The following is a 26,685-nucleotide window of genomic DNA, read 5'->3' as shown; positions in this document are numbered from 1 at the left end:
CGTGACCGCGACCACGACGGCGCAGCACGAGCACACGGCCACGACGCAGGTCGCGACCGTGTGCTCGTACTGCGGCGTGGGCTGCGGCATCGTCCTCGACGTGGTCGAGGACGACGCGGGCGGCCGGCGCGTCCGCAAGGCCTCCGGCGACCGCAGCCACCCGGCCAACGGCGGGCGGCTGTGCACCAAGGGCGCCACGAGCGCCGACATGCTCGCGGCGGGCGGGCGCCTGTCGAGCGCGCTCGTCCGCACCGAGCGGACGGCCGAGCCCGTGCCCGTGCTGCTCGACGACGCGATCGCCACGGTCGCGCGGCGGCTGCGTGAGGTCCTCGACGCGCACGGGCCCGACGCGGTCGCGCTGTACGTGTCGGGGCAGATGAGCATCGAGGCGCAGTACCTCGCGAACAAGCTCGCCAAGGGCTACCTGCGCACCAACCAGATCGAGTCGAACTCACGCCTGTGCATGGCCAGCGCGGGCACCGGCTACAAGCTCTCGCTCGGCGCGGACGGCCCGCCGGGGTCGTACGAGGACCTCGACCACGCCGACGTCTTCCTCGTCATCGGCGCCAACATGGCCGACTGCCACCCGATCCTCTTCCTGCGCCTGCTCGACCGGGTCAAGGCGGGCGCGAAGCTCATCGTCGTCGACCCGCGGCGCACCGCCACCGCCGACAAGGCCGACCTGTTCCTGCAGGTGCGTCCCGGGTCCGACCTCGCGCTGCTCAACGGCCTGCTGCACCTGCTGGTCGAGGCGGGCGCGGTGGACGAGGAGTTCGTCGCCGAGCACACCGAGGGCTGGGAGCAGATGCCGGCGCTCCTCGCCGACTACCCGCCGGACGTGGTCGAGGACCTCACGGGCGTGCCCGCCGACGACCTGCGGGCCGCCGCCGCGCTCATCGCCGGCGCCGGCGAGTGGGTGTCCTGCTGGACCATGGGCCTGAACCAGTCGACGCACGGCACCTGGAGCACGAACGCGCTGGTCAACCTGCACCTCGCCACCGGGGCGATCTGCCGGCGGGGGAGCGGCCCGTTCTCCCTGACCGGTCAGCCCAACGCGATGGGCGGGCGCGAGATGGGCTACATGGGCCCCGGGCTGCCCGGCCAGCGGTCCGTGCTCGACCCGGGGGACCGGGCGTTCGTCGAGGACCTGTGGGACCTGCCCGCCGGCACGCTGCGACCCGACGGCGTGGGCACGGGCACGATCGACATGTTCCGGCGCATGGCCGACGGCGAGATCAGGGCCTGCTGGGTGGTCTGCACCAACCCGGTCGCGTCGGTCGCCAACCGGCGGACCGTCATCGAGGGCCTCGAGCGCGCCGAGCTCGTCGTCACGCAGGACGTGTTCGCCGACACCGAGACCAACGCCTACGCCGACGTGGTCCTGCCCGCCGCGCTGTGGTCGGAGTCGGACGGCGTCATGGTCAACAGCGAGCGCACGATGACGCTCGCCCGCCGCGCCCTCGACCCGCCCGGCGACGCGCTGCCCGACTGGCAGCTCATCGCGCGCGTGGCGACCGCCATGGGGTTCGACGGGTTCGCGTACGCGTCGTCGGACGAGGTGTTCGCCGAGATCCGCCGCAGCACCAACCCCCGCACCGGCTACGACCTGCGCGGCGTTAGCTACGAGCGCCTCCGGCAGGGCCCCGTCCAGTGGCCCGCCGCGCCCGACGGCCCCGCGCGCAACCCGGTCCGGTACCGCAACGACGGCGTGCACCAGCCGCTGCACGTGCGCCCCGACGGCACCCGCCCGCGGCTCGTGTTCCCCACGCCGAGCGGGCGTGCCGTGTTCCACGCCCGCCCGCACCTCGACCCCGCCGAGATGCCGGACGACGACTTCCCGTTCGTGCTCACCACGGGCCGCGTGCAGCACCAGTGGCACACCCTCACCAAGACCGCCAAGGTGCCCGCGCTCAACCGGCTGAACCCGGGACCGTTCGTCGAGGTCCACCCCGACGACGCGGACCGCCTCGGCCTCGTCGCGGGCGCGCCGGTCGAGGTCGCGTCCCGCCGCGGGCGCGCCGTGCTGCCCGTGGTCGTCACCGACCGCATGCGGCCCGGGACGTTGTTCGCGCCGTTCCACTGGAACGACCTGTTCGGCGAGTACCTGTCCGTCAACGCCGTCACCAACGACGCGGTCGACCCCCTGTCGTTCCAGCCCGAGCTCAAGGCCTGCGCCGTCACGCTCACGCCCGTGGCGGCGCCGGAGGGCGACGAACGGGTCGCGGCGGGGGACCTGGCGGGCGACGCGGGCTCCTCCGCGCCCGTCCCGGCCGTCGCACCCGAGGCCGCGCGGTCGCCGGTGCTCGACGGTCCCGCGACCATGCAGGCGCTCGCGGCCGCCCTCGGGCTGGAGGACGTCGGCCCACCCGCCCTCGGCCCGGCCGAGCAGCGCTACCTCGCCGGCTTCCTCGCGGGCCTCGGGCGCGGCGCGCCGGGCACACCCGTCCTGCCCCCGACGGCCCCGCTCGACGGTGCCGCCGCCCTGTGGGTCGACGGCGTGCTCGCGGGCATGTTCTCGCGGGCGCCCGGCGGCCCGGGTCGGGCCGCCGCACCCGCCGCCGCACCCGCACGCGAGCTCGTCGTCCTGTGGGCCTCCCAGACCGGCACGGCCGAGGAGCTCGCGGCGCACGTCGCCGCCCGGCTGGCGGCCGCGACCGGGCGCACGCCCCGCGTCGCCGGCATGGACGACGCCCTCGACCGGCTGCCCCGCCGCGCCGACGTCGTCCTCGTGACCAGCACCACCGGCGACGGCGACGCCCCGGACAACGGCGCGGCCCTGTGGGAGGTGCTCGCCGACCCCGCCGCACCCACCTTCGACGGCGCCCGGTACGCCGTGCTCGCACTCGGCGACCCCGCGTACGACCAGTTCTGCGGGCACGGCCGCCGCCTCGACCGGCGGCTCGCAGAGCTGGGCGCGCAGCGCCTCGTGCCGCGCCTGGACCGCGAACCCGGCGACGACGACGCGGTGCACCCGTGGCTCGACGCGCTCGTCACCGCTCTCGCGGAGGGGGGTGCCACGGCGGGCCCGGGGCCCACGACGGCGGGTCCGGCGCCGGCCGCGGGCCGGACCGCATCCGTCGCGGCTCCGGTCGCGCCCCCGGCGCCGGTGACGGCGACGCGCACGCACCCCGGCCGTGCCCGTCTCGTCGTCAACCGGCGCCTCGGTGCGCCGGGGTCCGGCAAGGAGGTGCGTGAGCTCGTGCTCGACACGAGCGACAGCCCGCTGCCCGTCCCGTACCGCGCGGGTGACGCGCTGGCCGTGCGCCCCGTCAACGCGGCCGGGCTCGTGGCCGAGTGGCTCGACGTCACGGGCCTCGACGCCGACGCACCCGTGACCGTCGACGGCGTCGGCGCGCTGCCGCTCGTCGACGCGCTGCGCACCGAGCTCGACGTGACGCGCCCGTCGACGGCCCTGCTGCGGTTCCTCGCCGAGCGGGCAGGCAGCGCGGAGCTGCGGCGGCGCTTGCGCCCGGACAACCGCAACGACCTCGCGAAGTGGCTCTGGGGTCGTCAGGCGGTCGACGTGGTGGCGGAGCTCGGTGTCCGCGCGGACGCGCAGGAGTGGGTGGGCGTGCTGCGCCGGCTGCAGCCGCGGCAGTACTCGATCTCGTCCAGCCCGCGCGTCGACCCGCACCGGGTACGGCTGACCGTGTCCGTGGTCCGGTACGCCGGCCCGGGCGGCGCCGCCCGGACCGGGGTGTGCTCCGCCTTCCTCGCCGACGCCGCCCACGGCGCCGAGGTCACGGTGCACGTGCAGCCGACGACGCACTTCCACCTGCCCGACGACGGCGACGTGCCGGTCGTCATGGTCGGGCCCGGCACCGGCGTCGCGCCGTTCGTCGGGTTCCTCGCCGACCGGCGGGCGCGGGGTGACCGCGGCGAGAGCTGGCTGTTCTTCGGCGAGCAGCACGCCGCGACGGACTTCTGGTACCGCGAGGAACTCGACGCGCTGCGCACCGAGGGCGTCCTGACGCGCCTCGACACGGCGTTCTCGCGGGACCAGCGCACCAAGGTGTACGTGCAGGACCGCATGCGCGACCAGGGGGCGCAGCTGTGGGCGTGGCTCGAGCGCGGCGCGCACGTCTACGTCTGCGGGGACGCGTCGCGCATGGCGGCGGACGTCGACCGGGCGCTGCGGGACGTCGTCGCGCGGCACGGCGGCCTGGCGGAGCGGGACGCGGCCGCGTACGTCAAGCGGCTGTCGGAGCAGCGCCGGTACGCGCGCGACGTGTACTGACGCCGGTGCCCGCCCGCGGGTCAGGCGACCGTGACGTCGACCCGGTGGTAGCCCGTCGCGCCGTCGGGCACCACGCCCTGCGGCGCGCCGGTCTGCGGCCCCTGCGGGTCCCACGCGCGCACGTGCAGCCGGTGCGACCCGGCGCTCGCACCCCGCCACGTCCATCGCCACTGCCGCCACGTGTCCACGCCGCCGTCGCCCGCCAGGTCGGCGTCGCGCCACGGGCCGTCGTCGACGCGCACCTGCACCTGGGTGATCCCGCGGTGCTGCGCCCACGCCGTACCGGCGACGACGACGTCCCCGGCCGGGACGGTCGTGCCGCCGCGCGGGACGTCGATGCGCGACTGCGTCTTCACCGGGCCCCGCTCGGACCAGCCGCGCCGCGTCCAGTAGGCCTCGGCGGCGTCGAACCGGGTGACCTCGAGCTCGGTGACCCACTTCGTCGCGGAGACGTACCCGTACAGACCGGGGACGACGAGGCGGACGGGGAAGCCGTGCTCCGGCGGCAGCGGGGCGCCGTCCATCGCGACCGCGAGCAGCGCGTCCCGGTCGTCCGTGAGCGCCTCGAGGGGCGTGGAGGCGCTGAAGCCGTCGACGCTGCGCGAGAGCACCATGTCCGCGCCGGCGGTGGGCCGGGCGCGGGCCAGCAGGTCCCGCACGGGCAGCCCGAGCCAGCGCTGGTTGCCGACGAGGTCCCCGCCGACGGGGTTGGAGACGCAGGCGAGCGTCACCCACGCCTCGACGAGCCCGGCGCCGAGCAGCTCGTCCCACGTGAGCTCGACCTCCTGCTCGACGAGGCCGTGCAGGCGCAGCCGCCACGTCGAGGGGTCCACCTGCGGCACGACCAGCGCGGTGTCGATCCGGTAGAACGTCGCCGGCGGCGTCGCCCACGGCTCGGCGCCGTCGACGTCGACCTGCACGTCGGCCGGGGGAGCGGCCGCGGGGCGCGCGGGCGCCGGCAGCCGCACGGCGTCGCGCACCGCCTGCACGCCGCGGCCGGCGGCGCCCGCCACGCGCCCGGCGGCGAGCGCGACGACGCCGAGCGCCGTCGCCAGCGACGCCGCGAGCAGGAAGCCGCGGCGCGAGGCACCGGGTCGGGCGGCGGGGCGCGGCACGGCCGGGACGTCGGCAGCCGGCGGCGCGGGTGCCGACGCGGACGGCGGCGGAGGCACCCGGCCCAGCAGGGCGCGGAGCGCGAGCAGGCCCGCGAGGGCGCCCAGCACGCTCGGCAGCGGCGCCAGCAGGCCCGCGTCGGGGCGCGTCATGGCGGCGACCCCCGCGAGGCCCCCGAGCGCGACGACGAGCACGGCACCCCAGGACCACCGGCGCCGCGCGAGCGCCCCCGCGAGCCCGGCGAGCAGCGCGAGCACCACCGCCTGCCCGACCGCCAGGACGGCCTTGTCGGCCGTGCCGAACGCGGCCACCGCCCAGTCCTTGAGCCACGGCGGGGTGAGGTCGACGAACGCCGCGCCCACCGCGACGAGCGGGTCCGACGAGGCCCCGGTCACCGCGGCCGCGACCGCGCCGACGCCGACCGTCACGGCTCCCGCGGCGACCCCGGACGCGGCCGCGGCCAGGGTCGCGGAGGGCTCGTCCCACCGCGTGCCGGACGCGGCCGGCGCGGCCGGCGCCGCACCCTCACGCGCGTCCCCGGGCGGGGAGGGCTCGTCGTCCTCGGGTCCCATCCGCCCACGGTACGTCCCCGCCCGACGGCGGTCCCGGCGCCGCCGCCCCGCCCGTCGCCGCCACCTCACACGACCGTGCGCGGCGCTGTGCGCGAAAGGTTCCGCCCGGGAAACGCGGGCGTGCCACCGCCCGAAACACGCAGTTCGTAGCGTCGGGGCACGCCCCGACGCGCGCCCCGCCGCCCGGGGGCCGCACCCGTCCCCCAGCCACGGAGGCTCCCCATGGACGCACCCCGCCACCTCGTCGTCGTCGGCGGCGGCATGGTCGCCCAGCGTCTCGTCGAGGCCCTGCGCGACCGCGACGCCGCCGGCGCCTGGCGCGTCACGGTCCTCGCGGAGGAGCCCCGCCGCCCCTACGACCGGGTCGCGCTCACGAGCTTCTTCGCGGGCCGCAACCCGGAGGACCTCGCCCTCGGCGACCCCGCGCTGTGGGACGACCCGCTCGTCACGCTGGTGCGCGGCGACGCCGTGACGGCCGTCGACCGCGAGGCCCGCACCGTCACCGCCGCCTCGGGCCGGACGTACGCGTACGACCACCTCGTCCTCGCCACGGGCTCGTACGCGTGGGTGCCCCCGATGGAGGGCGCCGACCTGCCCGGCGTGTTCGTCTACCGCACGCTGGACGACGTCGCCGCGCTGCGCGGGTACGTCCAGGGCCTGCAGGAGGGCCGCACCCACCCCGTGCGCGGCGTGGTCCTCGGCGGCGGGCTGCTCGGGCTCGAGGCCGCCGGTGCGCTCGACGCGCTCGGCGCGCGCACCACGGTGCTGCAGGTCGCCACGCACCTGATGTCGGCCCAGGTCGACCTCGGCGGCGGGGAGGCGCTGCGCCGGCTCATCAACCGCATCGGCATCGGGGTGCGCACGCAGGCGACGACGACCCGCGTGCACGAGCACCGCCGCGGCGGCGTCGGACGCGTCGAGCTCGCCGACGGCACGCGCCTCGACGCCGACGTCGTGGTCGTCGCCGCGGGCGTCCGGCCGCGCGACGAGCTCGCGCGCGACGCCGGCCTTCCGATCGGACCCCGCGGCGGCGTCGTCGTGGACGACACGTGCCTGTCGCAGGACCCGCACGTGTCGGCCGTCGGCGAGGTCGCCTGCATCCAGGGCGCCTGCATCGGGCTCGTCGCCCCCGGGTACGCGATGGCCGAGATCACCGCCGACCGGCTGCTCGGCGGCGCCGGCGCGACCTTCCCCGGTGCCGACACCGCCACCAAGCTCAAGCTCGCGGGCGTCGACGTGGCCAGCTTCGGCGACGCGTTCGGGCGCACGCCCGGTGCCCTCGAGATCGTCTGGGCCGACCCCGTGGCCGGCGTCTACAAGAAGCTCGTCCTGTCCGACGACGCCCGCACCCTGCTCGGTGGCGTCCTCGTCGGTGACGCCGGCGCGTACGCGAGCCTGCGGCCCATGCTCGGCCGCGAGCTGCCCGGCGACCCGTCGGCGTTCCTCCTCCCGGAGGGGACGGGGGGCGCCCCCGACCTCGAGCTGCCCGACGACGCCGGCGTGTGCTCGTGCAACAACGTCTCCGCCGGGCAGGTCCGCCACGCCGTCACCGAGCAGGGCTGTCACGACCTCGGCGCCGTCAAGGCCTGCACGCGCGCCGGCACCAGCTGCGGCTCGTGCCTGCCGCTCGTGAAGAAGCTCATGTCGACCGAGCTGGCGAAGCTCGGCGTCACCGTCAGCACCGCGCTGTGCGAGCACTTCGCCCTGTCCCGCGCGCAGCTCTACGACGCCGTCCGCGTCGCGGGGGTGCGCACCTACACGGAGGTCGTCGAGCGGTTCGGCACCCGTGCCGCGGGCCGCGGCTGCGACATCTGCAAGCCCGTGGTCGCCTCGATCCTCGCGACCACGGCCCCCGGGCACGTGCTCGACGGCGAGCGCGCCGCCCTGCAGGACACGAACGACCACGTCATGGCGAACCTCCAGAAGGACGGCTCCTACTCCGTCGTCCCGCGCATCGCCGGCGGGGAGGTGACCCCCGAGGGGCTCATCGTGATCGGCGAGGTCGCCCGCGAGTTCGGCCTGTACACGAAGATCACGGGCGGGCAGCGCATCGACCTGTTCGGTGCCCGCATCGACCAGCTGCCGCTGATCTGGCGCAGGCTCGTCGACGCCGGCTTCGAGTCCGGCCACGCGTACGGCAAGTCGCTGCGGACGGTGAAGTCGTGCGTCGGGTCGACGTGGTGCCGGTTCGGCGTGCAGGACTCCGTCGCCCTCGCCGTCATGCTCGAGCTGCGGTACCGCGGCCTGCGCTCACCGCACAAGATCAAGCTCGGCGTCTCGGGCTGCGCCCGCGAGTGCGCGGAGGCCCGCGGCAAGGACGTCGGCGTCATCGCCACCGACAAGGGCTGGAACCTCTACGTCGGCGGCAACGGCGGCTTCACGCCCCGGCACGCGAAGCTGCTCGCCGAGGACCTCGACACCGACACCCTCGTGCGCACCATCGACCGCTTCCTCCTCTACTACGTGCGCACCGCCGACCGCCTGCAGCGCACCGCCCCCTGGATGGAGGAGGTCGAGGGCGGCCTCGAGGGCGTGCGCGCCGTCGTCATGGACGACGCCCTCGGCATCTGCGCCGACCTCGACGCGCAGATGGCCCAGCACGTCGACGAGTACGAGGACGAGTGGCGCGCCACGCTCGACGACCCCGAGAAGCTCCGGCGCTTCGCGTCCTTCGTCAACGCCCCCGACGTGCCCGACCCGTCCCTGGCCTACGTGCCCGAGCGTGGTCAGGCCCGCCCCGCCACCGCCGCCGAGCGGGCCGCCGCCGCGAGCGGCGCACCGGTCCTCGTCGCCGGCACCACCCTGGAGGTCCGGTCATGACCGCGCTCGACGCACCCACACCCCAGCGCACGTGGCTGACCGTCTGCCGCCTCGACGACCTCGCGCGCGAGCGCGGCGTCGCCGCCCTCGTCCCCGACGGCCCCGACGGGCGGCTCGAGCAGGTCGCCCTGTTCCGCCTCGTCGACGACCGCGTGCTCGCCGTCCAGCAGCACGACCCCTTCAGCGACGCCCACGTGCTGGCGCGGGGCATCGTCGGCTCACGGTCCGTGGACGGCGACGAGGTGCCCACCGTCGCGTCGCCCATGTACAAGCAGGTCTTCGACCTGCGGACCGGCGCGTGCCTCGACCCCGCGGGCAAGCAGCCCGTGCCCGGGCTCGCGGCCGACCTGCGCACGTGGCCCGTGCGCGTCGTCGGCGGCGCCGTGCAGGTCGCCGCGCTCGCGGGGCGCACGCCGTGACGGCGCTGCTCGGCGTCGAGCTCGCCGGGCGGACCGTCGTCGTCGCGGGCGGGGGCCCCGTGGCCGCGCGCCGCGTGCACGCGCTGCTCGCCGAGGGTGCCCACGTGCGCGTCGTGGCCCCGGCCGTGTGCGAGCCGGTCGCCGACCTCGTGGTCGCGGGGGCCGTGCACTGGGTCGACCGCGAGGTCGTCCCGTCGGACCTGGACGACGCGTGGCTCGTGCAGACCGCGACGGGGGACCGGTCGACCGACCAGGCGGTCGTCGCGTGGGCGACGGCGCGCCGGGTGTTCTGCGTCGACGCGGGCGGCCCTCGCCGCCCCGCCCGCGGCACGGCGCGTACCCCGGCGACCACGCGTGCCGGTGACGTCCTCGTCGGCGTCGTCTCCACCGGCGGCGCCGACCCGCGCCGCTCGGTGCAGGTCCGCGACGCGCTCGCCACCACGCTGCGCGAGGGCCGCGTCGACCTGCGCGGCCGGCGGCGGACGGCGGGGCAGGGCCGCGTCGTGCTCGTCGGCGGGGGACCGGGGGACGTCGACCTGATGACCGTCGCCGGCCGGCGCGCGCTCGCCGAGGCGGACGTCGTCGTCACGGACCGCCTGGGGCCGACCGCCGTCCTCGACGAGCTGCCCGACGACGTCGAGGTCGTCGACGTCGGCAAGGCCCCGGGGCACCACCCGGTGCCGCAGGCCGAGATCAACCGGATCCTCGTCGAGCGGGCGCAGCGCGGCCACGTCGTCGTGCGGCTCAAGGGCGGCGACCCGTTCGTCTACGGGCGGGGCGGCGAGGAGGTGCTGGCGTGCCGGGAGGCAGGCGTGCCCGTGACCGTCCTGCCCGGCGTGAGCAGCGCGTTCGCCGCACCCGCGGCGGCCGGGATCCCGCTCACCCACCGCGGCACGGTCGGTGCCGTGCACGTCATGAACGGCACCGACGGCTGGTCCGCCGCCGCGCTCACCGGGTTGCGGGACGGGTCCTGCACCGTCGTCGTCCTCATGGGCGTCGCCGCGCTGCCGGGGCTGGCTGCGCACGCCCTCGCGGACGGGGTGCCGCCGTCGACGCCCGTGGCCGTCGTCGAGGAGGCGACGCTCGTCGGGCAGCGCGTGACGCGCGCACCCCTGGACCGCGTCGTGCGGGCCGCCGCCGAGGCGGGCGTGCGTGCACCGGCCGTGGTCGTCCTGGGGGCGGTCGCCGCGCCCGGGCTGCTGGAACCCGGGCCGTCCGCGTCCGACGGCGTCGGCGCCACGCCGGCGGGGTCGTCGACGCACGAGCCCGCGCCGCACGCGACAATGGTCCGGTGACGGCCGCGATGATCGACCAGACGCTCGCCGGGTGCGTCGTGCTGGTGACGGCCGACCGGCGCGCCGGCGAGCTGTCCGCCGCCCTGCAGCGGCGCGGGGCGACGATCCGGCACGCGCCGTCCCTCGGCATGGTGCCGCACACCGACGACGCCCTGCTGCTGGAGGAGACACGGCGGGTGCTCGCGGACCCGCCCGACACGGTCGTGGTCACCACGGGCATCGGATTCCGGGGCTGGGTGGAGGCGGCGGACGCCGCCGGCCTCGCCGACCGGCTGGTCGACACCCTGCGCGGCACGCGGCTGATCGCCCGCGGCCCCAAGGCGCGCGGCGCCATCCAGGCCGCGGGGCTGAACGCCGACTGGGTCGCCGAGTCCGAGACGAGCGCCGAGATCGCCGAGGTGCTGCTCGACGAGGGCGTCGTGGGCCGCGACATCGTCATCCAGCACCACGGCGCCGGTGCGGACGGCCTCGACGAGGTGTTCGCGGTGGCCGGCGCCCGCGTCCGCAACCTCGTCGTGTACCGGTGGGGCCCGCCACCCGACCCGGCGGTCGTCGCCGCGTCGGCGCGGGCCGTCGCCGACGGCGAGGTCGACACCGTCGTGTTCACGTCCGCGCCGGGTGCGGCGGCGTGGCTCGGCGCAGCCGACGCGGAGGGGGTCACCGCGCGGGTGGTCGAGCGCCACCGCGCGGGCACCGTCGTGTTCGCCGCCGTGGGCCCGGTGACGGCCAAGCCGCTCGACGAGCGCGGCATCGTGCCGCTCGTGCCCGACCGCGGGCGGCTCGGCTCCCTCGTGCGGGCGATCGTCACGCACTACGGCGGGCTCGAGGCGCTCGACACCGTCGCCGGCCCCCTGCGCGTGCACCGCGCCGCCGCCGTCCTCGACGGGCGCGTGCTGCCGCTGTCGCGCACGGGGCTCGAGGTGCTCCGTCTGCTGGCGTCCGCCGCGGGTTCCGTGGTCCCGCGGGACCGGGTGCTCGCCGCCCTGCCCGGCGAGTCCGCCGACCCGCACGCCGCCGAGGTCGCGGTCGCGCGGCTGCGCGAGGCGACGGGCAGCCGGGAGCTCATCCGCACCGTCGTCAAGCGGGGCTACCGCCTCGAGCTGCAGGAGCAGTCATGACCGTCCCCGTCCCGTCCGCCGCGCCCGACGGCGCCCCCGAGCGCCCCGCGCCCGTGCTCGTCGGGTGCTCCCACGGCACGGACAGCGACGCGGGCCGCGCGGCGATTCGCTCGATCCTGACGGACGTCGCGCGGGTACGCCCCGACCTCGACGTGCGCGAGGCGTTCGTCGACGTGCAGCAGCCCGAGGTGGCGGACGTCGTGGCGGACGTGCTCCCGCACGCCCCCGCGGTCGTCGTCCCGCTGCTGCTGTCGGTCGGCTTCCACACCCGGGTGGACGTCGCCGCGGCCGTGGACCGGCCGGGCGCCGCCGCATCGGTCCCGCTCGGGCCGGACCCGCGGCTCGTGGCGATCCTGGCGGACCGGCTCGCCGAGGCGGGGCTCGCCGACGCCGACGCGGTCGTGCTCGCCGCGGCCGGGTCCAGCGACCCGGCCGCGGCCGATGCGGTACGAGCCGCCGCCGCCGGCCTCGAGGAGCACCTGGGACGGCCCGTGCACGTCGGCTTCGGGGCCGGTGCGCACCCGCGCGTCCCCGTGGCCGTCGCGGAGGCGCGCGGCACGCTCGCGCAGGACGGGCGCGTCGTCGTCGCGTCGTACCTGCTGGCGCCGGGCTACTTCCTGGACCGCGTGCTCGAGGCGGGTGCCGACGTCGTGAGCGCACCGCTCGCCCCCGACCACCGGCTCGCCGACGTCGTGCTCGACCGGTACGCCGGTTCCCGCGCCGCCGCGTCCGCCGCCTGGGAGCCGTCCGCCGGCTCCTCACCTGCGGTGGCGGGGCCCCCCGCCCGCGCCTAGCGTCGCTCGTACCGACCGGAGCTCCCTGGTCGGCGGGCGCCCGCCGTGCGGCACTGCCGCACGACCGGCCCACCCCCCGACAGCCCCCGCGGAGGTGCGGCGATGAACACGTCCTCGAGGTCCAAGGCCGCCACGGCCCCCGCGCCCGACGACCCGCGCAAGCCCGACTCGCCCGGCGACCTCAAGGCCCGGTCCTGGAAGTACGTGCTGCGCAAGACGGTCCGCGAGTTCGGCAAGGACCAGTGCACCGACCTCGCTGCCGCGCTCACGTACTACAGCGTGCTGGCCATCGCGCCGGCTCTGCTGGCGATCGTGTCCCTGCTGGGCCTGGTGTCGGACCCCGAGCGGACCGTGCAGCGCATCCTCGACCTCGTCGAGGGCATCGCACCCGGCGGCACGGACACGATCCAGCCGATCCTCGAGAACCTCACCCAGGCGCCCGCGGCCGGGCTCGCGCTGGTCGTCGGCCTGGTGACGGCCCTGTGGTCGGCCTCCGGGTACGTGGCCGCGTTCAGCCGCGGGATGAACCGCATCTACGAGATCGACGAGGGCCGGCCGATCTGGAAGCTGCGTCCGATCCTGCTCCTCGTCACGATCGCGCTCGTCGTCATCGCCGTGGTCGTCGTCGCGGCGCTGGTGCTGTCCGGCGGGGTGGCGGAGGCGATCGGCGACGCCGTCGGCCTGTCCGCGGCCGCTGTGACCGTGTGGAACATCGCGAAGTGGCCGGTCGTCCTGGCGCTCGTCGCCGTCGCCATCGCGCTGCTGTACCACGCGACGCCGAACGTGCAGCAGCCGAAGTTCCGCTGGGTCAGCGTCGGCGCGCTCGTGGCCATCCTCGTGTGGGTGATCGCGTCGCTCGGGTTCGCGTTCTACGTCGCCAACTTCTCCAGCTACAACGAGACCTACGGGTCGCTCGCCGGCGTGATCGTCGCGCTGCTGTGGCTCTGGATCTCCAACCTCGCGCTGCTGTTCGGCGCGGAGCTGGACGCGGAGCTCGAGCGCGGCCGCGAGCTGCAGGGCGGCATCGAGGCGGAGCGCAGCATCCAGCTCCCGCCCCGCGACACCAAGGCGAGCGACAAGAAGAAGGAGAAGGCCGACGAGGACGTCCGCCGCGGCCGTGAGGTGCGCGAGGCCGCCGGGCGCGAGCAGGCGCAGGACGACGCGGACGAGGCGACGGACGGCGGCGCCCCCCGCCGCTGAGCCGTCGGCCGCACCGCGACGCCCACCCGGCGCCGACGACAGCGCGACGCCCCGGACCCGACGGGTCCGGGGGCGTCCGCGCGCCGGGTCAGCGGGTCAGCGTCCGCCGGAGCCCGATGCGGACGCGCCCACGGCGGTGCGCACCGGCCGGGCCTGCGTCGGCACGGCGGTGCGCCGGCTCGGCCAGGCGAGCAGGACGAACATGTCCCGCTCACCGCGCGGGCCCACCAGCGAGGCGCGCACGACGGGGACGACGCCGTCGCGCTCGCACGCGGCCAGCTCGTCGCCCAGCGTGCGGCTCCAGGACGCCCCGAGGCGTCCGATCGGCCGGCGGTGCGCGTCGAGCAGGCGCAGCCCCTGCTCGTCGCGGGCGACCTCGACCTTGAAGCGTCCGAGCCGGTCGGGCCGGGGCAGCACGGCGTCGCCCTCGTGGAACCCCTCGACCCGCACGGTCACGTGACCACCCGCGCGCGGGATGATCCGCGTCTCGGGGCGGGTGATCCGGGACCGGCTCATCGCGGCAGGGGGAGGCCGGCGGCCTCGGCCAGGTACTCGCACACGCGGTACGGGTCACCACGGAAGGAGCGGACTCGCGCCACCACCTGCGACGCGAGCTCGCGGATCGGCACGTTGCCGTTGTTCGACGCAGCGCGCAGGACGCCGAAGGCGCTCTCCGCGTCCACGCCGTACGCGAACGCCACGATGCCCTTGGCCTGCTCGATCTGCGCGCGGTGCGCGGCGGAGGCGGCGATGTCCCGGTTCGCCTCGTCGCGTGAGCGCTCGCCGACCTCGTCCGTCAGGTCCAGGAAGTACCCGGTGAGCGTCGGCGCGCCCGTGTCGCCGGTCCGGCTCTGGCCGAGGAAGGCGACGACGCGGGCACGCCCGGTGGCGTCCATGATGCGGTGCACGCTGGCCACGGGCGCACCCGTGACGACGGCGTCCTGCAGCAGCAGGCGGGACGCGTCCCGGTCGTCGGGGTGCTTGTGCGCGAGGACGAGCGCCGTGGTCGGGACGACGTCGTGCGGCTGGAAGCCGTGCAGGCGGTAGACGTCGTCGGACCACCACCAGGCGTCGTCACGGACGTCGTAGGTGAACAGGCCGACCCTGGGGCGCGTCCGCAGGGACGCTGTGTGCGGGTGCTCCGGTGCGCTGTGCACGGGCTTCCTCCACGAAAAGGACTCTTCGTGGGCCACGCCCTGACCCGCGTCCACGCTACCCCCGGAGCGTCGGACGTGCGAGGCGAGCGGTCCCAGGGCGCGGGGGCCGGCGGCGCCGCCTCCGTGCTCCGGTGGTGGCCGCCACCGCCCCGTGGGAGGGTCGCCGTGCAACGCGTCGGGGACCGGCGCGCGGCGGTGCGCGCCTCGTGATGTGCCCGCCCCAGGAGCACGGACGACGTCACGCGCGCCCGCGTGACCGACGCACGCGGAGGTGCGCATGGCACGATCGGACAGCGCGACGGCGGGCCGGGTGGTCGTCACCGGCGGAGCAGGATTCCTCGGCAGCCACCTGTGCACGGCGCTGGTCGACCGCGGTGCCCACGTGGTGGCGCTCGACAACTTCCTCACCGGCTCGCCGGCCAACGTGGCGCACCTCATGGACTCGCCCCGGTTCCGGCTCCAGCGGTGCGACGTGACCGACTTCGTGCACGTGCCCGGCGACGTCGACCTCGTCCTGCACTTCGCCTCGCCGGCCTCGCCGGTGGACTACCTCCAGCTGCCGATCCACACGCTGAAGGTGGGGTCCATCGGCACCAACCACGCACTGGGCCTGGCGATGGAGAAGGGGGCGCGGTTCCTGCTCGCGTCGACGTCGGAGGTGTACGGGGACCCGCTCGTGCACCCGCAGCCGGAGTCGTACTGGGGCAACGTCAACCCCGTGGGTCCGCGGGGCGTCTACGACGAGGCGAAGCGGTACGCCGAGGCGCTCACGACCGCCTACCGCAGCGCGCACGGCGTCGACACGGCGATCGTCCGCATCTTCAACACCTACGGCCCGCGCATGCGCCCGCACGACGGCCGCGCCATCCCGACGTTCGTCCGCCAGGCCCTCGCCGGCGAGCCGCTCACCGTGGCGGGGGACGGCACCCAGACGCGGTCGGTGTGCTACGTCGACGACCTCGTGCGCGGCATCCTGGCGCTGGCCGACAGCGGGCACCCCGGCCCCATGAACATCGGCAACCCCACCGAGCTGAGCGTGCGCCGCATCGCCGAGGACGTCGTCGCCGCGACCGGCTCGACCTCGAGCATCGAGTACGTCGAGCGGCCCGTGGACGACCCGCAGGTGCGGCGGCCCGACACCGCCCTCGCCGAGCGCGAGCTCGGGTGGGCCCCGGCCGTCGCGTGGCAGGAGGGCCTGGAGCGCACCGTCGAGTGGTTCGCGGGAGCGCTGGCCCGCACGGCCTGACGCGCAGGCTCCTACGGCCCGACGCGCAGGCCCGCACGCCGGCCCGGCTCGACCGGCGCGGCGAGCAGGGGAGCGGCGGCCGCGAGCACCTCGTCCACGGTGATCGCCGCCAGGGCAGCGTCGACCGCCGTGCCGTGGGGGTCGCCCGGGCGCGCCGGGTCGCCGTGCCACAGCACGACGTGCCGGTCGACGTCGACGGCGGGCCCCCACCACCGCGGCGGCGTGGGGCCGAACAGCAGCACCGACGGTGCGCCGACCGCCGTCGCGACGTGCGCGACGCCCGTGTCGCCGCACACCACGAGCCGGGCGGACGCGACCACGGCGGCCAGCCCGGGCACGTCGAGCGTGCCGGCCAGCACGCGGACCGGACGCGCCGCGTGGCGGACGACGGTCGCGCACAGGTCCCGCTCGGTGGGGCCGCCCGTGAGGGACACGTCGTGGCCCGCGTCCACGAGGGCACGCGCCACGGCGCCCCAGCGGTCGGCGGGCCAGCGGCGCGAGCCCGATGCCGCGCCGGGGTGGAGCAGCACCGTGCCGGGCGCCGTCGTGGTGTCGGGTGCGACCGGCAGGCGCAGGTCCGCGGCGTCGCAGGGACCGCCGGCGGCGGTCACGAGCCGGCACCAGCGCGCCACCTCGTGCTCGTCCGCGCGCCACGCCGGCCCGTCCGCGTGCTCAAGCGTCGCGTAGGCGACGAGGCGCTCGGGGCGGGTCGCGGCCAGGGCCGCGTGGCTCTGCGGGCCCCGTCCGTGCAGGTTGACCGCCACGTGGCCGGTGCCGTGCCAGTCGAGCGGCGACAGGCCGTCGGTGACCAGGACCTCGTCGACGACGCCGAGGGCCCGCAGCCACGAGCCGGTGGCGGCCGGACCGGCGAGCCGGAGCCGCCGGTCCGGCCAGGCGCGGCGCACCCCGCGCAGCGCGGCGACGCCGGTGAGCGCGTCGCCGAGCCCGAGGGCACGCAGGACCAGGACGTCACCCGTCACGGCCAGGAGCTCTCCCCGGACGCCATGACGAGCAGCTCGCGGATCTCCGAGCCGACGGGCTGGCGCAGCGCCGTCAGCACCGCGCCGGCGGTGGCGCGCGGGTCGTTGAGGTCCGCGTCGGGGCCGGGCCTGTACTGCTCGGTGCGGCCGTCGAAGAACGCGGTGCGCATGCCGCCGGGGACGAGGCACGTGACGCCGACGCTGCCCGCCAGCTCGGCGGCCAGCGCGTGCGAGAACCCGCGGACCGCGAACTTGGAGGCGCTGTACGCCGTCGCGTCGCTCATACCGCGCAGCGCGAGCGTCGAGGCGACGGTGACGACCGTGCCGCGCACCTTCGCCAGGTACGGGATCGCGGCGCGCACGACCGCGACCGTGCCGAACAGGTTCACCGCGACGACCTTCTCCCACGTCGCGGGGTCGACGTCGACGAGGCGGCCGCACGCGTCGGTACCCGCGGCCGTGACGACGGCTGTCGGCTCGCCGACCCGGCGGACGAGCTCCTCGACGGCGGCCGCGGCGGCCGTCGAGTCGGACAGGTCCACCTCGACGTGGGGCACGTCGGCGGCCGGGGCGACGCGGTCGAGGACGCCGACCTTCCCGCCGGAGGCGAGCACGGCGTCCACCACGGCGGCGCCGAGGCCGGACGCACCGCCGGTGACCAGGACGGTGCCGAGCTCGCGCGGGGCGAGCAGGGCGGGGGACTCGGACGTGGCGGTGCTGGTCACACGGTCTCCTCGGTGGTGGTGGCGGGCGCCAGGACGGCGCCCGAGCGCGCGATGATCGACGTCGTCGAGCGGCCGTCGAGGTAGGGGAGCAGCACGACGCGGCCGCCGTGCGCGCGCACGGTCGCCGCCTCCGGCAGGGGCGCGCCGCCGTAGTCGCCGCCCTTGGCCCACACGTCGGGGCGCAGGCGGTCGAGGGCGGACCGCGGGTCGTCCTCGTCGAACACGACGACGGCGGCGACGCAGTCGAGCGCCTCCAGCACGCGGGCGCGGTCGGGCGCCGTGACGACCGGGCGCCCCTCGCCCTTGAGCCGGCGCACGGACGCGTCGGAGTTCATCAGCACGACCAGCGCGTCGCCGAGGCGGCGGGCGGCCTGCAGCGTCGCGACGTGGCCGGCGTGCACGATGTCGAAGCAGCCGCCCGTGGCGACGAGCGACCGGCCGCCCGCACGCAGGCGCGCGGCGAGGGCGGTGAGCTCGTCGGCGGGGACGCCGTCGGCGGCGTGCGTCCGGCCGGGACGGGCGGTGCGCGCTCCGTCCGGGGTCGCCGCTGCGTCCGTCCGGGTCGCCGTCGCGTCGTCCGGCGCGTGGACAGGCCCGCGCGCCTCGTCCGCGCGCCGGCGGTACGCCTCGGCGCCGCCCGCCGCGACCCACGCGCTCGCGTCCGCGACGCCGCGACCGACGGCCTCCGCCGGCAGCGCACCCGCCGCGAGCGCGAGGGCCGCGGACGCGGCGAACCGGTCGCCGGCGCCGCAGGGGTCGCCGCCGGCGACGTGCGGGGCCGGGACGTACTGCGTCTCACCGCCCGCCGCGACGAACGCGCCGTCGGCGCCCGCCGTGACCGCGACGGCGCGTGCGTGCCAGAGCTCGCGCAGGCGCTGCGCCAGCTGGTCGCGCGGGCCGTCGGCGCCGGGGGGTGCGTCGCGCAGCGCGTCGCGCGCCTCGCCGAGGTTCGGTGTCACGAGCGTCACCCCCGGCACGGGCGAGCCGCCCCGGGGGTGCGGGTCCCACACGACGGGTCGCGCGGCGGCCGCCTCGGCGAGCAGGGCCCGCAAGTCGGCGTCCCGGGTGACCCCGGCGCCGTAGTCGGAGACGAGCACGACGTCCGCGTCGGCGAGCACGCGCCGCACCGCGTCGACCGGCACCGCACCGGGCGTGCCGGGGCCGCCGTCGTCGATGCGGACGAGCGAGTGCGCGGCGCTGCGGACCCGCACCTTGCGCCGTGTCCCTCCCGCGTGCGGCAGGGCCACCACGTCGAGGACGCCGCCCAGGTGCTCGGTCAGACGCCGCCCGGCCGCGTCGTCCGCGACGGGTGCGACGAGCGTGACGCGTGCGCCCTCGGCGGCGAGCAGCGCGGTCAGGCCCGCGCCGCCGGGGCTCTCGCGCACGTGCGTCACGTCGAGCACCGGTGCCGGGGCGTCGGGGCACAGCCGGTCGACGCGCCCCTCGACGTCGCGGTCGAGCACGACGTCGCCGACGACGACGACGTGCGGACGCCCCGCGGCCTCGGCCCGCCCGCTCACGCGGGCACCTCCACGGCGGCGACCCCGGGGCGGGCACCGGCCGCGGGGCGCAGCGCGAGGTGCTCGTCGAGGGCCGCGCACAGTGCGTGCACCGCCACCAGGTGGACCGTCTGGATCGCGGCCGTCGTCGGGGCGTCGACCGCGAGGACCTCGTCGGACAGGCCCGCGAGCGGGTTCGGGCGCGGGCCGGTCATCGACCACACGGCGACCCCGACCTCGTGCGCCCGCTCGGCCGCGCGCAGCACGTTGGGGCTGCGGCCCGACGTCGACAGGAGCACGAGCACGTCGCCCGGGCGCCCGTGCGCCTCCACCTGCCGCGCGAACATCTCCTCGAGCCCGTAGTCGTTCACGATCGCGGTGACGCTCGAGCTCTCCGAGCACAGGCACAGCGCCGACAGTGGCCGCCGTTCCCCGAGGAACCGGCCCACGAGCTCCGACGTGAGGTGCTGGGCCTCGGCCGCGCTGCCGCCGTTGCCCGCGGCCATGAGGCGGGACCCGTCGGCGAGGCGCTGGGCGAGCGTCGCGCCCCAGCGCTCGACCGTGCCGGCCTGCCGGCGCAGGCTGCGCAGCCCGTCGGCGAGCTCGCCGTCGTGCGTCTCGATCCACGTGCGTGCGCTCACACCGCCACCTCCTCGACCCGGTCCTCGACCCGCTCCGCGGCGCGGGCCGGGGACGTCAGGGACCGGTACACCAGCTCGGTCTGCGCCGCGACGCCCCGCCACGAGTAGCGCGCGAGCGCCCGGTGCCGGGCCGCGGCGCCCATCGCCCGGCGGCGGGCGGGATCGTCGAGGAGGCCGCGCACGGCCGCGGCCAGCGCGTCCGGGTCGCGCGCCGGCACGAGCACGCCCGTCACGCCGTCGGCGACCGAGTCGAGCAGACCGCCGACCGCGCTGCCCACGACCGGCACGCCGCACGCCGCGGCCTCGAGCGGCACGATGCCGAACGGCTCGTACCAGGGCGTCGCGACGACGAGGTCGGCCGACGACACCAGCGCGGGCACGTCGGCGTGCCCCACGCGGCCGAGCAGGTGCACGCGTCCGGCGACGCCCAGGCGCTCGGCGAGCAGCGCCAGGCGCGTCGCCTCCGCGTCGTCGGCGAGCGCCCCCGGGTCCGGGCCGCCGGCGACCAGGAGCTCGGCGTCCGGCAGCCCGGCGAGGGCCCGCAGCACCGTGTCGACGCCCTTGCGCTCGACCAGCCGGCCCAGGCACACGAGACGGTGCCGGCGCGTGCGCGCGAACGGGCCCGCGGCTCCGGGCACGGGGCGGAAGTGGTCGACGTCGACACCGCACGGCACCGTCCGGACGCGCTCGGGGGGCACGCCGAGGCGCGTGAGCTCACGCACCTCGTCGCTGCACGTCGCAACGACGGCGTCGACGCGCCGGCCGATCGCTGCCTCGGCGCTGACGCGGCCCGCGGGGCTCGTGTCCTTCGCGCCCTGGTGTCGGCGCTTGACGGAGCCGAGCGCGTGGTAGGTCTGCACGGTCGGCACGCCGTGCGGCTCGGCCGCGTGCAGGGCGGCGAGGCCGGACATCCAGAAGTGCGCGTGCACGACGTCGGGGGCCCCGCGCGTCGCCCAGTCGGCCGCGACCCAGGCCCCGAGGTCGGGCATCCACGGCAGCAGGTCGTCCTTGGGCACGGCCGCCGGCGGGCCCGCGGGCACGTGCACGACCTCGACGCCCGGCGCCGTGCGGACGCGCTCGGGCAGTGCCGGGTCGTCACGGCGCGTGTACACGGTCACGTCGTGGCCGCGCTCGGCCAGCGCGCCGGTGAGCGCCGCGACGTGGACGTTCTGGCCGCCCGCGTCGACGCCGCCCAGCACCGCCAGCGGGCTCGCGTGCTCCGACACCATCGCGATCCTCATCGCGTCACCCCCTCGATGACCTCTTGCCAGTCGGACAGGAACCGGTCGAGGCCGAACCGGCGCAGCGCGTGCTCGCGCGCCGCGAGCCCGCGCTCCTTCGCCTCGGCGGGGTCGGCGAGCCAGCGACGGGCGGCGGCCACGAGGTCGGCGGGGTCGCTGCTGACGACGCCCGCGGCGGCCGGCACCGACTCCGGCGCGGCGGTCGTCGCGAGCACGAGCACCGGCATGCCGAGGGTCATCGCCTCGACCAGGGACAGCCCGAGGCTGGTCCACCGGTACGGGTGCAGGTAGGCGCGCGCGCCGGCCAGCTGCTGGTGCATCGCCGCCTGCGGCACGTCGTCGTGCAGGTGCTCGGCGTGCGCCGGCAGGTGCTCGGCGAGGGACGCCGTGCCCATGCCGTACACCTCGACGGGCACGTGGGCGGCCACGTGCAGCAGCACGTCCGTGCCGGCGACGCGCCAGCGCCGGACGGGCTCGTTCACGACCGCCGCGACGTGCTCGCGCTCCCCGGTCCACAGGTGGCCGGGGTCGGGCACCCCGTGCTCGACGACCGTCACGGGGGCGCGGCCGTTGTCCCACACCAGCGCGTTGAACCGGGTGACGTGCACGAGCGCGACGTCGTCGCGGCCGGCGAGCAGGTGGCGCGTCGCGACGGGGTGCTCGACGGGCGTGTTGTGCTCGACGTACACGGCCGGCACGTCGACGCCCGCGCGCAGGCCCGCCCACCGCTCGAGCAGCTCGAGGTCGCGCGGGCGCTGCAGCAGCACGAGGTCGAACGGCTCGTCGCGCAGCCGCTCGAGCGGGACCTCGCGCACGCTCGGCGGCCAGTCCCACGTGCGCGCGCGACCGAGGCCGTCGGCCGACCGCTCCGCGTCGACCGGGACCAGGTACTCGTGCGCGCCCTGGACGAACGACGTCATCCACGAGCCGTGCACGTGCCAGGCGAGGATCCTCATGCGACCACCTCCTGCGGTGCGGCGGGGACGTCGGCGACCGGACCGACCGGGTGCTCGGCGGCCGGCACCGCGGTGACGGCGAGCGCGTCGACGGCCGCCATCACCCGCGCCGGCGTGACGGCCGACAGGCACGGGTGGCCGGGGACGGGGCACTCGCGCGCCCGCGACCCCGCGCACGCCGCCTGCTGGTCGCCGAGCACGACGCTCGGCACGCCCCACGGCGCCCACCGGTCGGCCGGGACGACGGGGGAGAAGAGCGAGACCACGGGAGCGCCGACGGCGGCGGCCAGGTGGGCGGGACCGGTGTTGCCGACCACGACGGCCTGCGCACCCGCGAGCACCGCCGCGAGGCCGGCGAGCGACGTGCGGCCCGCGACGTCGACGACCCGCGGGGTGCCGGCCGCGACGTGCGCCGCCAGCTCGCGCTCGCGCGGCCCGCCGGTGACCAGCACCGTGCGGCCCGCGCCGGCCAGCGCGGCCGCGACCGCCCGCGCGTGGTCGGGAGCCGGTGCGCGCGCCGGCACCGACGCCCCGGGGTGGACGACGACGTACCCGCCGCCGACCTGCGCGAGCGCGCCGGCCGGCAGGGCGTCGGCGAGGTCCGGCAGGGGCCGGCGCACCGCGAGGCGGCCGGCGTCGCCGTGGGGCAGGGCGCCGCCGGCCGCGACCGCGAGGTCCAGCGCGGCCTCGACCTCGTGCAGCCCGTCGGGGCGGTGGTGCCGCACGTCGAGCAGCGAACCCGGGTAGTCGGCGCTGGTGCCGGCGACGAACGCGACGCCTGCGAGCCGCAGCACGAGCGCGGCGGGCAGCGGGCTCTGGTGGAAGGACGTGAACACGACCGCGCGGTCGTACCGGCGCGCGCGCAGGGTGGCGACGAGGTCCTCGACGGCCGCCGCATCGACCGCCGGGGGCGCGTACCCGCTCCACGGCGGGTCGAAGACGAGCACGTCCGCGACGCCGGGCAGCAGCGCGGCCGCCCCGGCCCCGGCGGGCGAGGCGAGCACGTCGAGCGTGCCGGCGGTCGCCGCGAGCGCGCGCACCGCCGGCCCGGTCAGGAGCACGTCGCCGTCGCTGTCAAGGCGCACGGCCAGCACGCGCGTCACGCGGCGAGCTCCGCGTCGGTGCCCCCGACCGGGTCGTGCGGAGGGTCGTGCGGAGGGTCGTGCGGAGGGTCGTGCGGCGGTGCGGCGGGGTCCTGCGCCGCCGGGCCGCCGGCGGGCGTGCCGAGCACCGCGGGCAGCAGCAGCGCGAGCGCCGCGCGCAGGTCGGGCGCGACCGCGGGGGCCGCGTCCACCTCGTCCGGGCGTGTCAGGGGCGTGGGGACGAGCACCGCGCGGGCACCGGCCACCAGCGCCGCGCCGACGTCGGCGCCGATGTCGCCGACCACGGCGCACTCCCACGGCGCGAGGCCGAGCTCGCGTGCGGCCGCGAGCACCATGCCGGGCCCCGGCTTGCGGCACGCGCAGCCGTCGGCGTCCGTGTGCGGGCACACCTGCACCGTGTCGAACGGGCCGAGCAGGTCGGCGACGCGCGCGTTGACGGCGTCCACCTGCGCGCGGGTGAGCAGCCCGCGCCCGATGCCCGACTGGTTGCTCACCAGCCCGACGCGGACGCCGGCGGCGCGCAGCCCGTCGAGCAGCTCCCGCGCGCCGTCGACGGGGCGCACCAGCCCCGGGTCGCCGTTGTACGGCACGTCGTGCACGAGCGTGCCGTCGCGGTCGAGCAGGACCGCACGGACGGGCGGGCGCCACGCCGGGGCACCGGCGTGGTGCGCGAGGCTGCCCGCGACCCGGTGGCGCACCGCGGCGGCCGGCAGCACCGCGGACGTCCACGCCATGCGCGCCCACTCCGTGCGCCAGCCCGCGTCCCCGGGACGCGGGCCGGGCGCGATGCGCCGGCGGGCGAAGTCGGCGGTGAGGGCGAACCACGCGGTCCCGGCCGCGGCCGCGAGCCGCGGCCGCCCCGCCACGAGGGCGCCCGCGCCGGCCGCCGCCGCGGCCACCGTCGCGACGTGCCACGGGAAGCGGCCGCGCCCGGTCTCGGCCCGGTCGCGCCACCGCGGCCCGTGCAGCGCACGCATGAGGGCGTCGTCGCGCGCCCCCGCCTGCACGCGCACGCTGACGCGGGCGTCCGCCGGGCGCACGGGGTGCGTCGTGACGCGCTCACCCGGCACGAGCCGCCAACCCGCCGTGCGCACCCGCAGCGCCAGGTCGGCGTCCTCCCGGTACGCCCGCGGGAAGCGCTCGTCGAAGCCGTCGACCGCCTCGAGCACGGCGCGGCGGTAGGCCATGTCGGCGGTCGCCCACCGGGCTCCCTCGAGCCCGGCCGTGCTGCGCTCCCAGTCCGTGGGCGGGCGGTGCGCCGGCAGCGGGACGCGCAGGCGTCCCTGCGTCGCGCCGACGTCGCCCTGCGCGTCCGCCGCGGCGAGGTCGGCGGCGAAGGCCTCGGCCCAGCCGGCCGGCACCAGCACGTCGTCGTCGAGGAACAGCACCCAGGGCGTGCGCGTGAGCCGCCACCCGGCGTTGCGGCCCGCGGCCGGACCGCGCCCGCCCACCCGGACCACTCGCAGGGGCAGCGCCACGTCCGCGACGTCGAGCGGTGTCGTGCCGAGCGGCCGGTCGTCGCCGAGGACGACCGCCTCGGGGGCGGGCAGCGCCGCACCGAACGGCTGCGCGGCGAGCGTGTCGAGCAGCGCGCGCAGCGAGGGCCGGCCGATCGTCGGGACGACGACCGACCAGGCGGGGAGCGCGGCGGGGGAGCCCGCGCTCACGCCGCGCGCCCGTCGCCGGCCGGACGTCCGTCGCCGGCTGGACCGCCGGCCGCGAAGACGTCGGTGCGGCGCACGAGGTGCGGGCCGAGGACGAGCAGGTCGACGGGCGCCGAGCCGAACAGCTCGAGGGCGTCGCGCGGGTCGTCGACCATGGGGCGTCCCGCGGTGTTCAGGCTCGTGTTGATGACGACGGGCAGCCCGGTGCGCTCCGCGAACGCCTCGATCGTGGCGCCGAGGCGGGGCTGGGTGCCGGGGTCGACCGTCTGGATCCGGGCCGTGCCGTCGACGTGCACGGCCGCGGGGATCCGGTCGCGCCACTCGTCGGCGACCCGGTGCACGAACAGCATGTAGGGGCTCGGGATGGGGCCCTCGGAGAAGATCTCCGGGGCGCGGTCGAGCAGCACCATCGGCGCCACGGGCCGGAACTGCTCGCGACCCTTGACGTCGTTCATGCGCTCGAGGTTCTCGCTGTGGCCGGGGTGCGCCAGCAGGGAGCGGTGCCCGAGCGCCCGCGGGCCGAACTCGCTGCGGCCGTCGAACCACGCGATGACGCCGTTCGACGCGAGCACGTCGGCGACCTCGCCCGCGAACGCCTCCGGTGCCGGCGTGGTGAACGGCACGCGCGCCGTGCGCAGCCGCTGCGCGAGCTCGTCGTCGCTCCACGCGCGGCCCAGGTCGGCGCCCGGCATAGGACGCACGTGCTCGCCGAGCTCCGCCGCGGCCTGCAGCGCCGCCCCCAGGGACGTGCCGGCGTCACCGGCGGCCGGCTGCACCCACACCTCGTCGAAGCCGCTCTCGCGCCAGACGCGCGAGTTCGCGACGCAGTTCAGCGCGATGCCGCCGGCCATGGTCAGGACGCGGTCGCCCGTGCGCTCGTGCAGCCGGCGCGCGAGGTCGACGAGGACCTCCTCGAGCCGGACCTGCACGGACGAGGCGAGGTCGGCGTGGTCACCGCCCCACGTGCCGTCGTCGACGCGCACCGGCGCGAAGCGCGTCCAGTCGGGGATCTCCGCGACGAACCCGCCGTCGTCGGTGGCGTACACGTGCTCGCGCAGCTGCTCGAGGAAGCGTGGCTGCCCGTAGGACGCGAGCGCCATGACCTTGTACTCGTCGGACGCGCGCAGGAAGCCCAGGTGCTCGGTCAGCGACTCGTAGAGCAGGCCGAGCGAGTGCGGCAGCTCCTGGGTGGTGAAGACCTCGATGCGCCCGTCCTCGTACCGCCCCGCCAGGTGCGACGCGCGCTCCCCGCGGCCGTCGAGCACGAGCACGCTGCTCGTCGGGAACGGCGACGCGAGCGCCGCCGACGCGGCGTGCGCGACGTGGTGGGGGACGTGGTGCAGGCGCGCGTGCTCGATCCCCGGCAGGGCGCTGCGCAGGAACCCGCCGACGTTCTGCGCGTACGTCGTGCGCAGGTGGTCCCACGGGTCGTGCAGCCCGAGGTCCTCGGCGGACTTCGAGAGCTCGGGGTCGAACGAGTAGGCGACGACGTCCACGTCGGCCGGTGTCAGGCCGGCCTGCTCGAGGCACCAGCGCATCGACAGCTCGGGCAGCTCCCACGCCGAGAAGGGCACGGGCCGCTTGCCGTGCTTGCGGCGGCTGAACCGCTCCTCCTCGGCCGCGGCGACGACCTCGCCGTCGATCACGAGGGCTGCCGACGGGTCGTGGTAGATGGCGTTGACGCCGAGCACGCGCATGGGGTGGCCGACCTTCCGTGTGTCGTGCCGCGACCGGACGTGGTCCGGCCCCGGACCGGTACGCATCCGGGCTTCTTCCGGCGGGAGGGGTCCCGCGCCCACCTTGGAGCACTTCACCCGCTCGTGCACCTTGAACCGTTTGCACCTGCCTCGCCCCGGTTTGTCCGCCGCCGCCGCGTCCCGCATCCTTCTCCCGCACCCTGCGACG

General features: G+C 77.3%; 20 protein-coding genes. 8 read left to right on the top strand and 12 right to left on the bottom strand.

Annotated features, from left to right (window positions below; all coding sequences use genetic code 11):
- Position 1 precedes the first annotated feature (1 nt).
- The gene (locus tag E5225_RS09360; RefSeq protein ID WP_135975119.1) at positions 2-4,237 is read left to right on the top strand and encodes a bifunctional nitrate reductase/sulfite reductase flavoprotein subunit alpha; all 4,236 of its coding nucleotides are present in this window, start codon (positions 2-4) and stop codon (positions 4,235-4,237) included.
- A gap of 20 nt (positions 4,238-4,257) precedes the next feature.
- Here E5225_RS09360 and E5225_RS09355 read toward each other — a convergent pair whose 3' ends face one another.
- On the bottom strand, positions 4,258-5,922 hold the full coding sequence (locus E5225_RS09355; protein ID WP_136225393.1) for a molybdopterin-dependent oxidoreductase: 1,665 nt from the start codon (positions 5,920-5,922) through the stop codon (positions 4,258-4,260).
- Between the two features lie 222 nt (positions 5,923-6,144).
- On the opposite strand from E5225_RS09355, the gene nirB reads away from it, so the two are divergent.
- From nirB to E5225_RS09325, 6 genes are all read left to right on the top strand, one after another.
- Positions 6,145-8,742 (top strand): nitrite reductase large subunit NirB, encoded by a 2,598-nt coding sequence (gene nirB, locus E5225_RS09350; protein ID WP_135974655.1) that lies wholly within the window; start codon positions 6,145-6,147, stop codon positions 8,740-8,742.
- The gene (gene nirD / locus E5225_RS09345; protein ID WP_135974653.1) at positions 8,739-9,161 is read left to right on the top strand and encodes a nitrite reductase small subunit NirD; all 423 of its coding nucleotides are present in this window, start codon (positions 8,739-8,741) and stop codon (positions 9,159-9,161) included. Before nirB ends, nirD begins: the two co-directional genes overlap by 4 nt.
- Positions 9,158-10,456 (top strand): uroporphyrinogen-III C-methyltransferase, encoded by a 1,299-nt coding sequence (cobA, locus tag E5225_RS09340; protein WP_135974651.1) that lies wholly within the window; start codon positions 9,158-9,160, stop codon positions 10,454-10,456. The genes nirD and cobA overlap by 4 nt, the downstream gene beginning before the upstream one ends.
- Positions 10,457-10,464: 8 nt before the next feature.
- Positions 10,465-11,574 (top strand): uroporphyrinogen-III synthase, encoded by a 1,110-nt coding sequence (locus E5225_RS09335; protein WP_135974660.1) that lies wholly within the window; start codon positions 10,465-10,467, stop codon positions 11,572-11,574.
- Positions 11,571-12,368, top strand: a complete 798-nt coding sequence (locus E5225_RS09330; protein WP_135974650.1) for a sirohydrochlorin chelatase — start codon at positions 11,571-11,573, stop codon at positions 12,366-12,368. Before E5225_RS09335 ends, E5225_RS09330 begins: the two co-directional genes overlap by 4 nt.
- A 102-nt stretch (positions 12,369-12,470) precedes the next feature.
- Positions 12,471-13,568 (top strand): YihY/virulence factor BrkB family protein, encoded by a 1,098-nt coding sequence (locus E5225_RS09325; RefSeq protein ID WP_135974649.1) that lies wholly within the window; start codon positions 12,471-12,473, stop codon positions 13,566-13,568.
- A gap of 96 nt (positions 13,569-13,664) precedes the next feature.
- On the opposite strand, the gene E5225_RS09320 is transcribed toward E5225_RS09325, so the two are convergent.
- Positions 13,665-14,084, bottom strand: coding sequence for a hypothetical protein (locus tag E5225_RS09320; RefSeq protein ID WP_135974648.1), 420 nt, complete (start codon positions 14,082-14,084; stop codon positions 13,665-13,667).
- Positions 14,081-14,725 (bottom strand): PAS and ANTAR domain-containing protein, encoded by a 645-nt coding sequence (locus E5225_RS09315; RefSeq protein WP_166436025.1) that lies wholly within the window; start codon positions 14,723-14,725, stop codon positions 14,081-14,083. The genes E5225_RS09320 and E5225_RS09315 overlap by 4 nt, the downstream gene beginning before the upstream one ends.
- A gap of 277 nt (positions 14,726-15,002) precedes the next feature.
- Between E5225_RS09315 and E5225_RS09310 the strand changes: the two genes are divergently transcribed.
- Positions 15,003-15,971, top strand: coding sequence for a UDP-glucuronic acid decarboxylase family protein (locus tag E5225_RS09310; RefSeq protein WP_135974646.1), 969 nt, complete (start codon positions 15,003-15,005; stop codon positions 15,969-15,971).
- A gap of 11 nt (positions 15,972-15,982) precedes the next feature.
- On the opposite strand, the gene E5225_RS09305 is transcribed toward E5225_RS09310, so the two are convergent.
- The 9 genes from E5225_RS09305 to E5225_RS09265 are packed head-to-tail and all read right to left on the bottom strand — an operon-like array spanning position 15,983 to position 26,477.
- The gene (locus E5225_RS09305; RefSeq protein WP_243738360.1) at positions 15,983-16,951 is read right to left on the bottom strand and encodes a glycosyltransferase family 9 protein; all 969 of its coding nucleotides are present in this window, start codon (positions 16,949-16,951) and stop codon (positions 15,983-15,985) included.
- A complete protein-coding gene (locus E5225_RS09300; protein WP_243738359.1) occupies positions 16,948-17,676 on the bottom strand; it encodes an SDR family oxidoreductase in 729 nt (242 codons plus the stop codon). Before E5225_RS09300 ends, E5225_RS09305 begins: the two co-directional genes overlap by 4 nt.
- Positions 17,673-19,196, bottom strand: a complete 1,524-nt coding sequence (locus tag E5225_RS09295) for a PfkB family carbohydrate kinase (RefSeq protein WP_135974645.1) — start codon at positions 19,194-19,196, stop codon at positions 17,673-17,675. Before E5225_RS09295 ends, E5225_RS09300 begins: the two co-directional genes overlap by 4 nt.
- Complete coding sequence (locus E5225_RS09290; protein ID WP_135974644.1) at positions 19,193-19,816, bottom strand: D-sedoheptulose-7-phosphate isomerase; 624 nt, start codon at positions 19,814-19,816, stop codon at positions 19,193-19,195. The genes E5225_RS09295 and E5225_RS09290 overlap by 4 nt, the downstream gene beginning before the upstream one ends.
- Positions 19,813-21,057, bottom strand: coding sequence for a glycosyltransferase (locus E5225_RS09285; RefSeq protein WP_135974643.1), 1,245 nt, complete (start codon positions 21,055-21,057; stop codon positions 19,813-19,815). The genes E5225_RS09290 and E5225_RS09285 overlap by 4 nt, the downstream gene beginning before the upstream one ends.
- Positions 21,054-22,013: a glycosyltransferase family 4 protein gene (locus E5225_RS09280; RefSeq protein ID WP_135974642.1), complete on the bottom strand. Its 960-nt coding sequence runs from the start codon at positions 22,011-22,013 to the stop codon at positions 21,054-21,056. Before E5225_RS09280 ends, E5225_RS09285 begins: the two co-directional genes overlap by 4 nt.
- Positions 22,010-23,116, bottom strand: a complete 1,107-nt coding sequence (locus tag E5225_RS09275) for a glycosyltransferase family 9 protein (RefSeq protein ID WP_136225391.1) — start codon at positions 23,114-23,116, stop codon at positions 22,010-22,012. The genes E5225_RS09280 and E5225_RS09275 overlap by 4 nt, the downstream gene beginning before the upstream one ends.
- Positions 23,113-24,783, bottom strand: coding sequence for an HAD-IIIA family hydrolase (locus tag E5225_RS18130; RefSeq protein WP_136225389.1), 1,671 nt, complete (start codon positions 24,781-24,783; stop codon positions 23,113-23,115). The genes E5225_RS09275 and E5225_RS18130 overlap by 4 nt, the downstream gene beginning before the upstream one ends.
- The gene (locus E5225_RS09265) at positions 24,780-26,477 is read right to left on the bottom strand and encodes a carbamoyltransferase family protein (protein ID WP_135974767.1); all 1,698 of its coding nucleotides are present in this window, start codon (positions 26,475-26,477) and stop codon (positions 24,780-24,782) included. Before E5225_RS09265 ends, E5225_RS18130 begins: the two co-directional genes overlap by 4 nt.
- Positions 26,478-26,685 lie beyond the last annotated feature (208 nt).

The sequence above is a fragment of the Cellulomonas shaoxiangyii genome (assembly GCF_004798685.1).
Classification (GTDB): domain Bacteria; phylum Actinomycetota; class Actinomycetes; order Actinomycetales; family Cellulomonadaceae; genus Cellulomonas; species Cellulomonas shaoxiangyii.
The sequence above is the reverse complement of the archived record's forward strand: the minus strand, read 5'-3'. Positions and strand labels throughout refer to the sequence as shown.

Coding starts and splice junctions, on each gene's coding strand:
- E5225_RS09355 (WP_136225393.1), bottom strand. CDS start 5,922: ATGGGACCCGAGGACGACGAGCCCTCCCCGCCCGGGGACGCGCGTGAG.
- nirB (WP_135974655.1), top strand. CDS start 6,145: ATGGACGCACCCCGCCACCTCGTCGTCGTCGGCGGCGGCATGGTCGCC.
- nirD (WP_135974653.1), top strand. CDS start 8,739: ATGACCGCGCTCGACGCACCCACACCCCAGCGCACGTGGCTGACCGTC.
- E5225_RS09335 (WP_135974660.1), top strand. CDS start 10,465: ATGATCGACCAGACGCTCGCCGGGTGCGTCGTGCTGGTGACGGCCGAC.
- E5225_RS09330 (WP_135974650.1), top strand. CDS start 11,571: ATGACCGTCCCCGTCCCGTCCGCCGCGCCCGACGGCGCCCCCGAGCGC.
- E5225_RS09325 (WP_135974649.1), top strand. CDS start 12,471: ATGAACACGTCCTCGAGGTCCAAGGCCGCCACGGCCCCCGCGCCCGAC.
- E5225_RS09320 (WP_135974648.1), bottom strand. CDS start 14,084: ATGAGCCGGTCCCGGATCACCCGCCCCGAGACGCGGATCATCCCGCGC.
- E5225_RS09310 (WP_135974646.1), top strand. CDS start 15,003: ATGGCACGATCGGACAGCGCGACGGCGGGCCGGGTGGTCGTCACCGGC.
- E5225_RS09285 (WP_135974643.1), bottom strand. CDS start 21,057: ATGAGGATCGCGATGGTGTCGGAGCACGCGAGCCCGCTGGCGGTGCTG.
- E5225_RS09280 (WP_135974642.1), bottom strand. CDS start 22,013: ATGAGGATCCTCGCCTGGCACGTGCACGGCTCGTGGATGACGTCGTTC.
- E5225_RS09265 (WP_135974767.1), bottom strand. CDS start 26,477: ATGCGCGTGCTCGGCGTCAACGCCATCTACCACGACCCGTCGGCAGCC.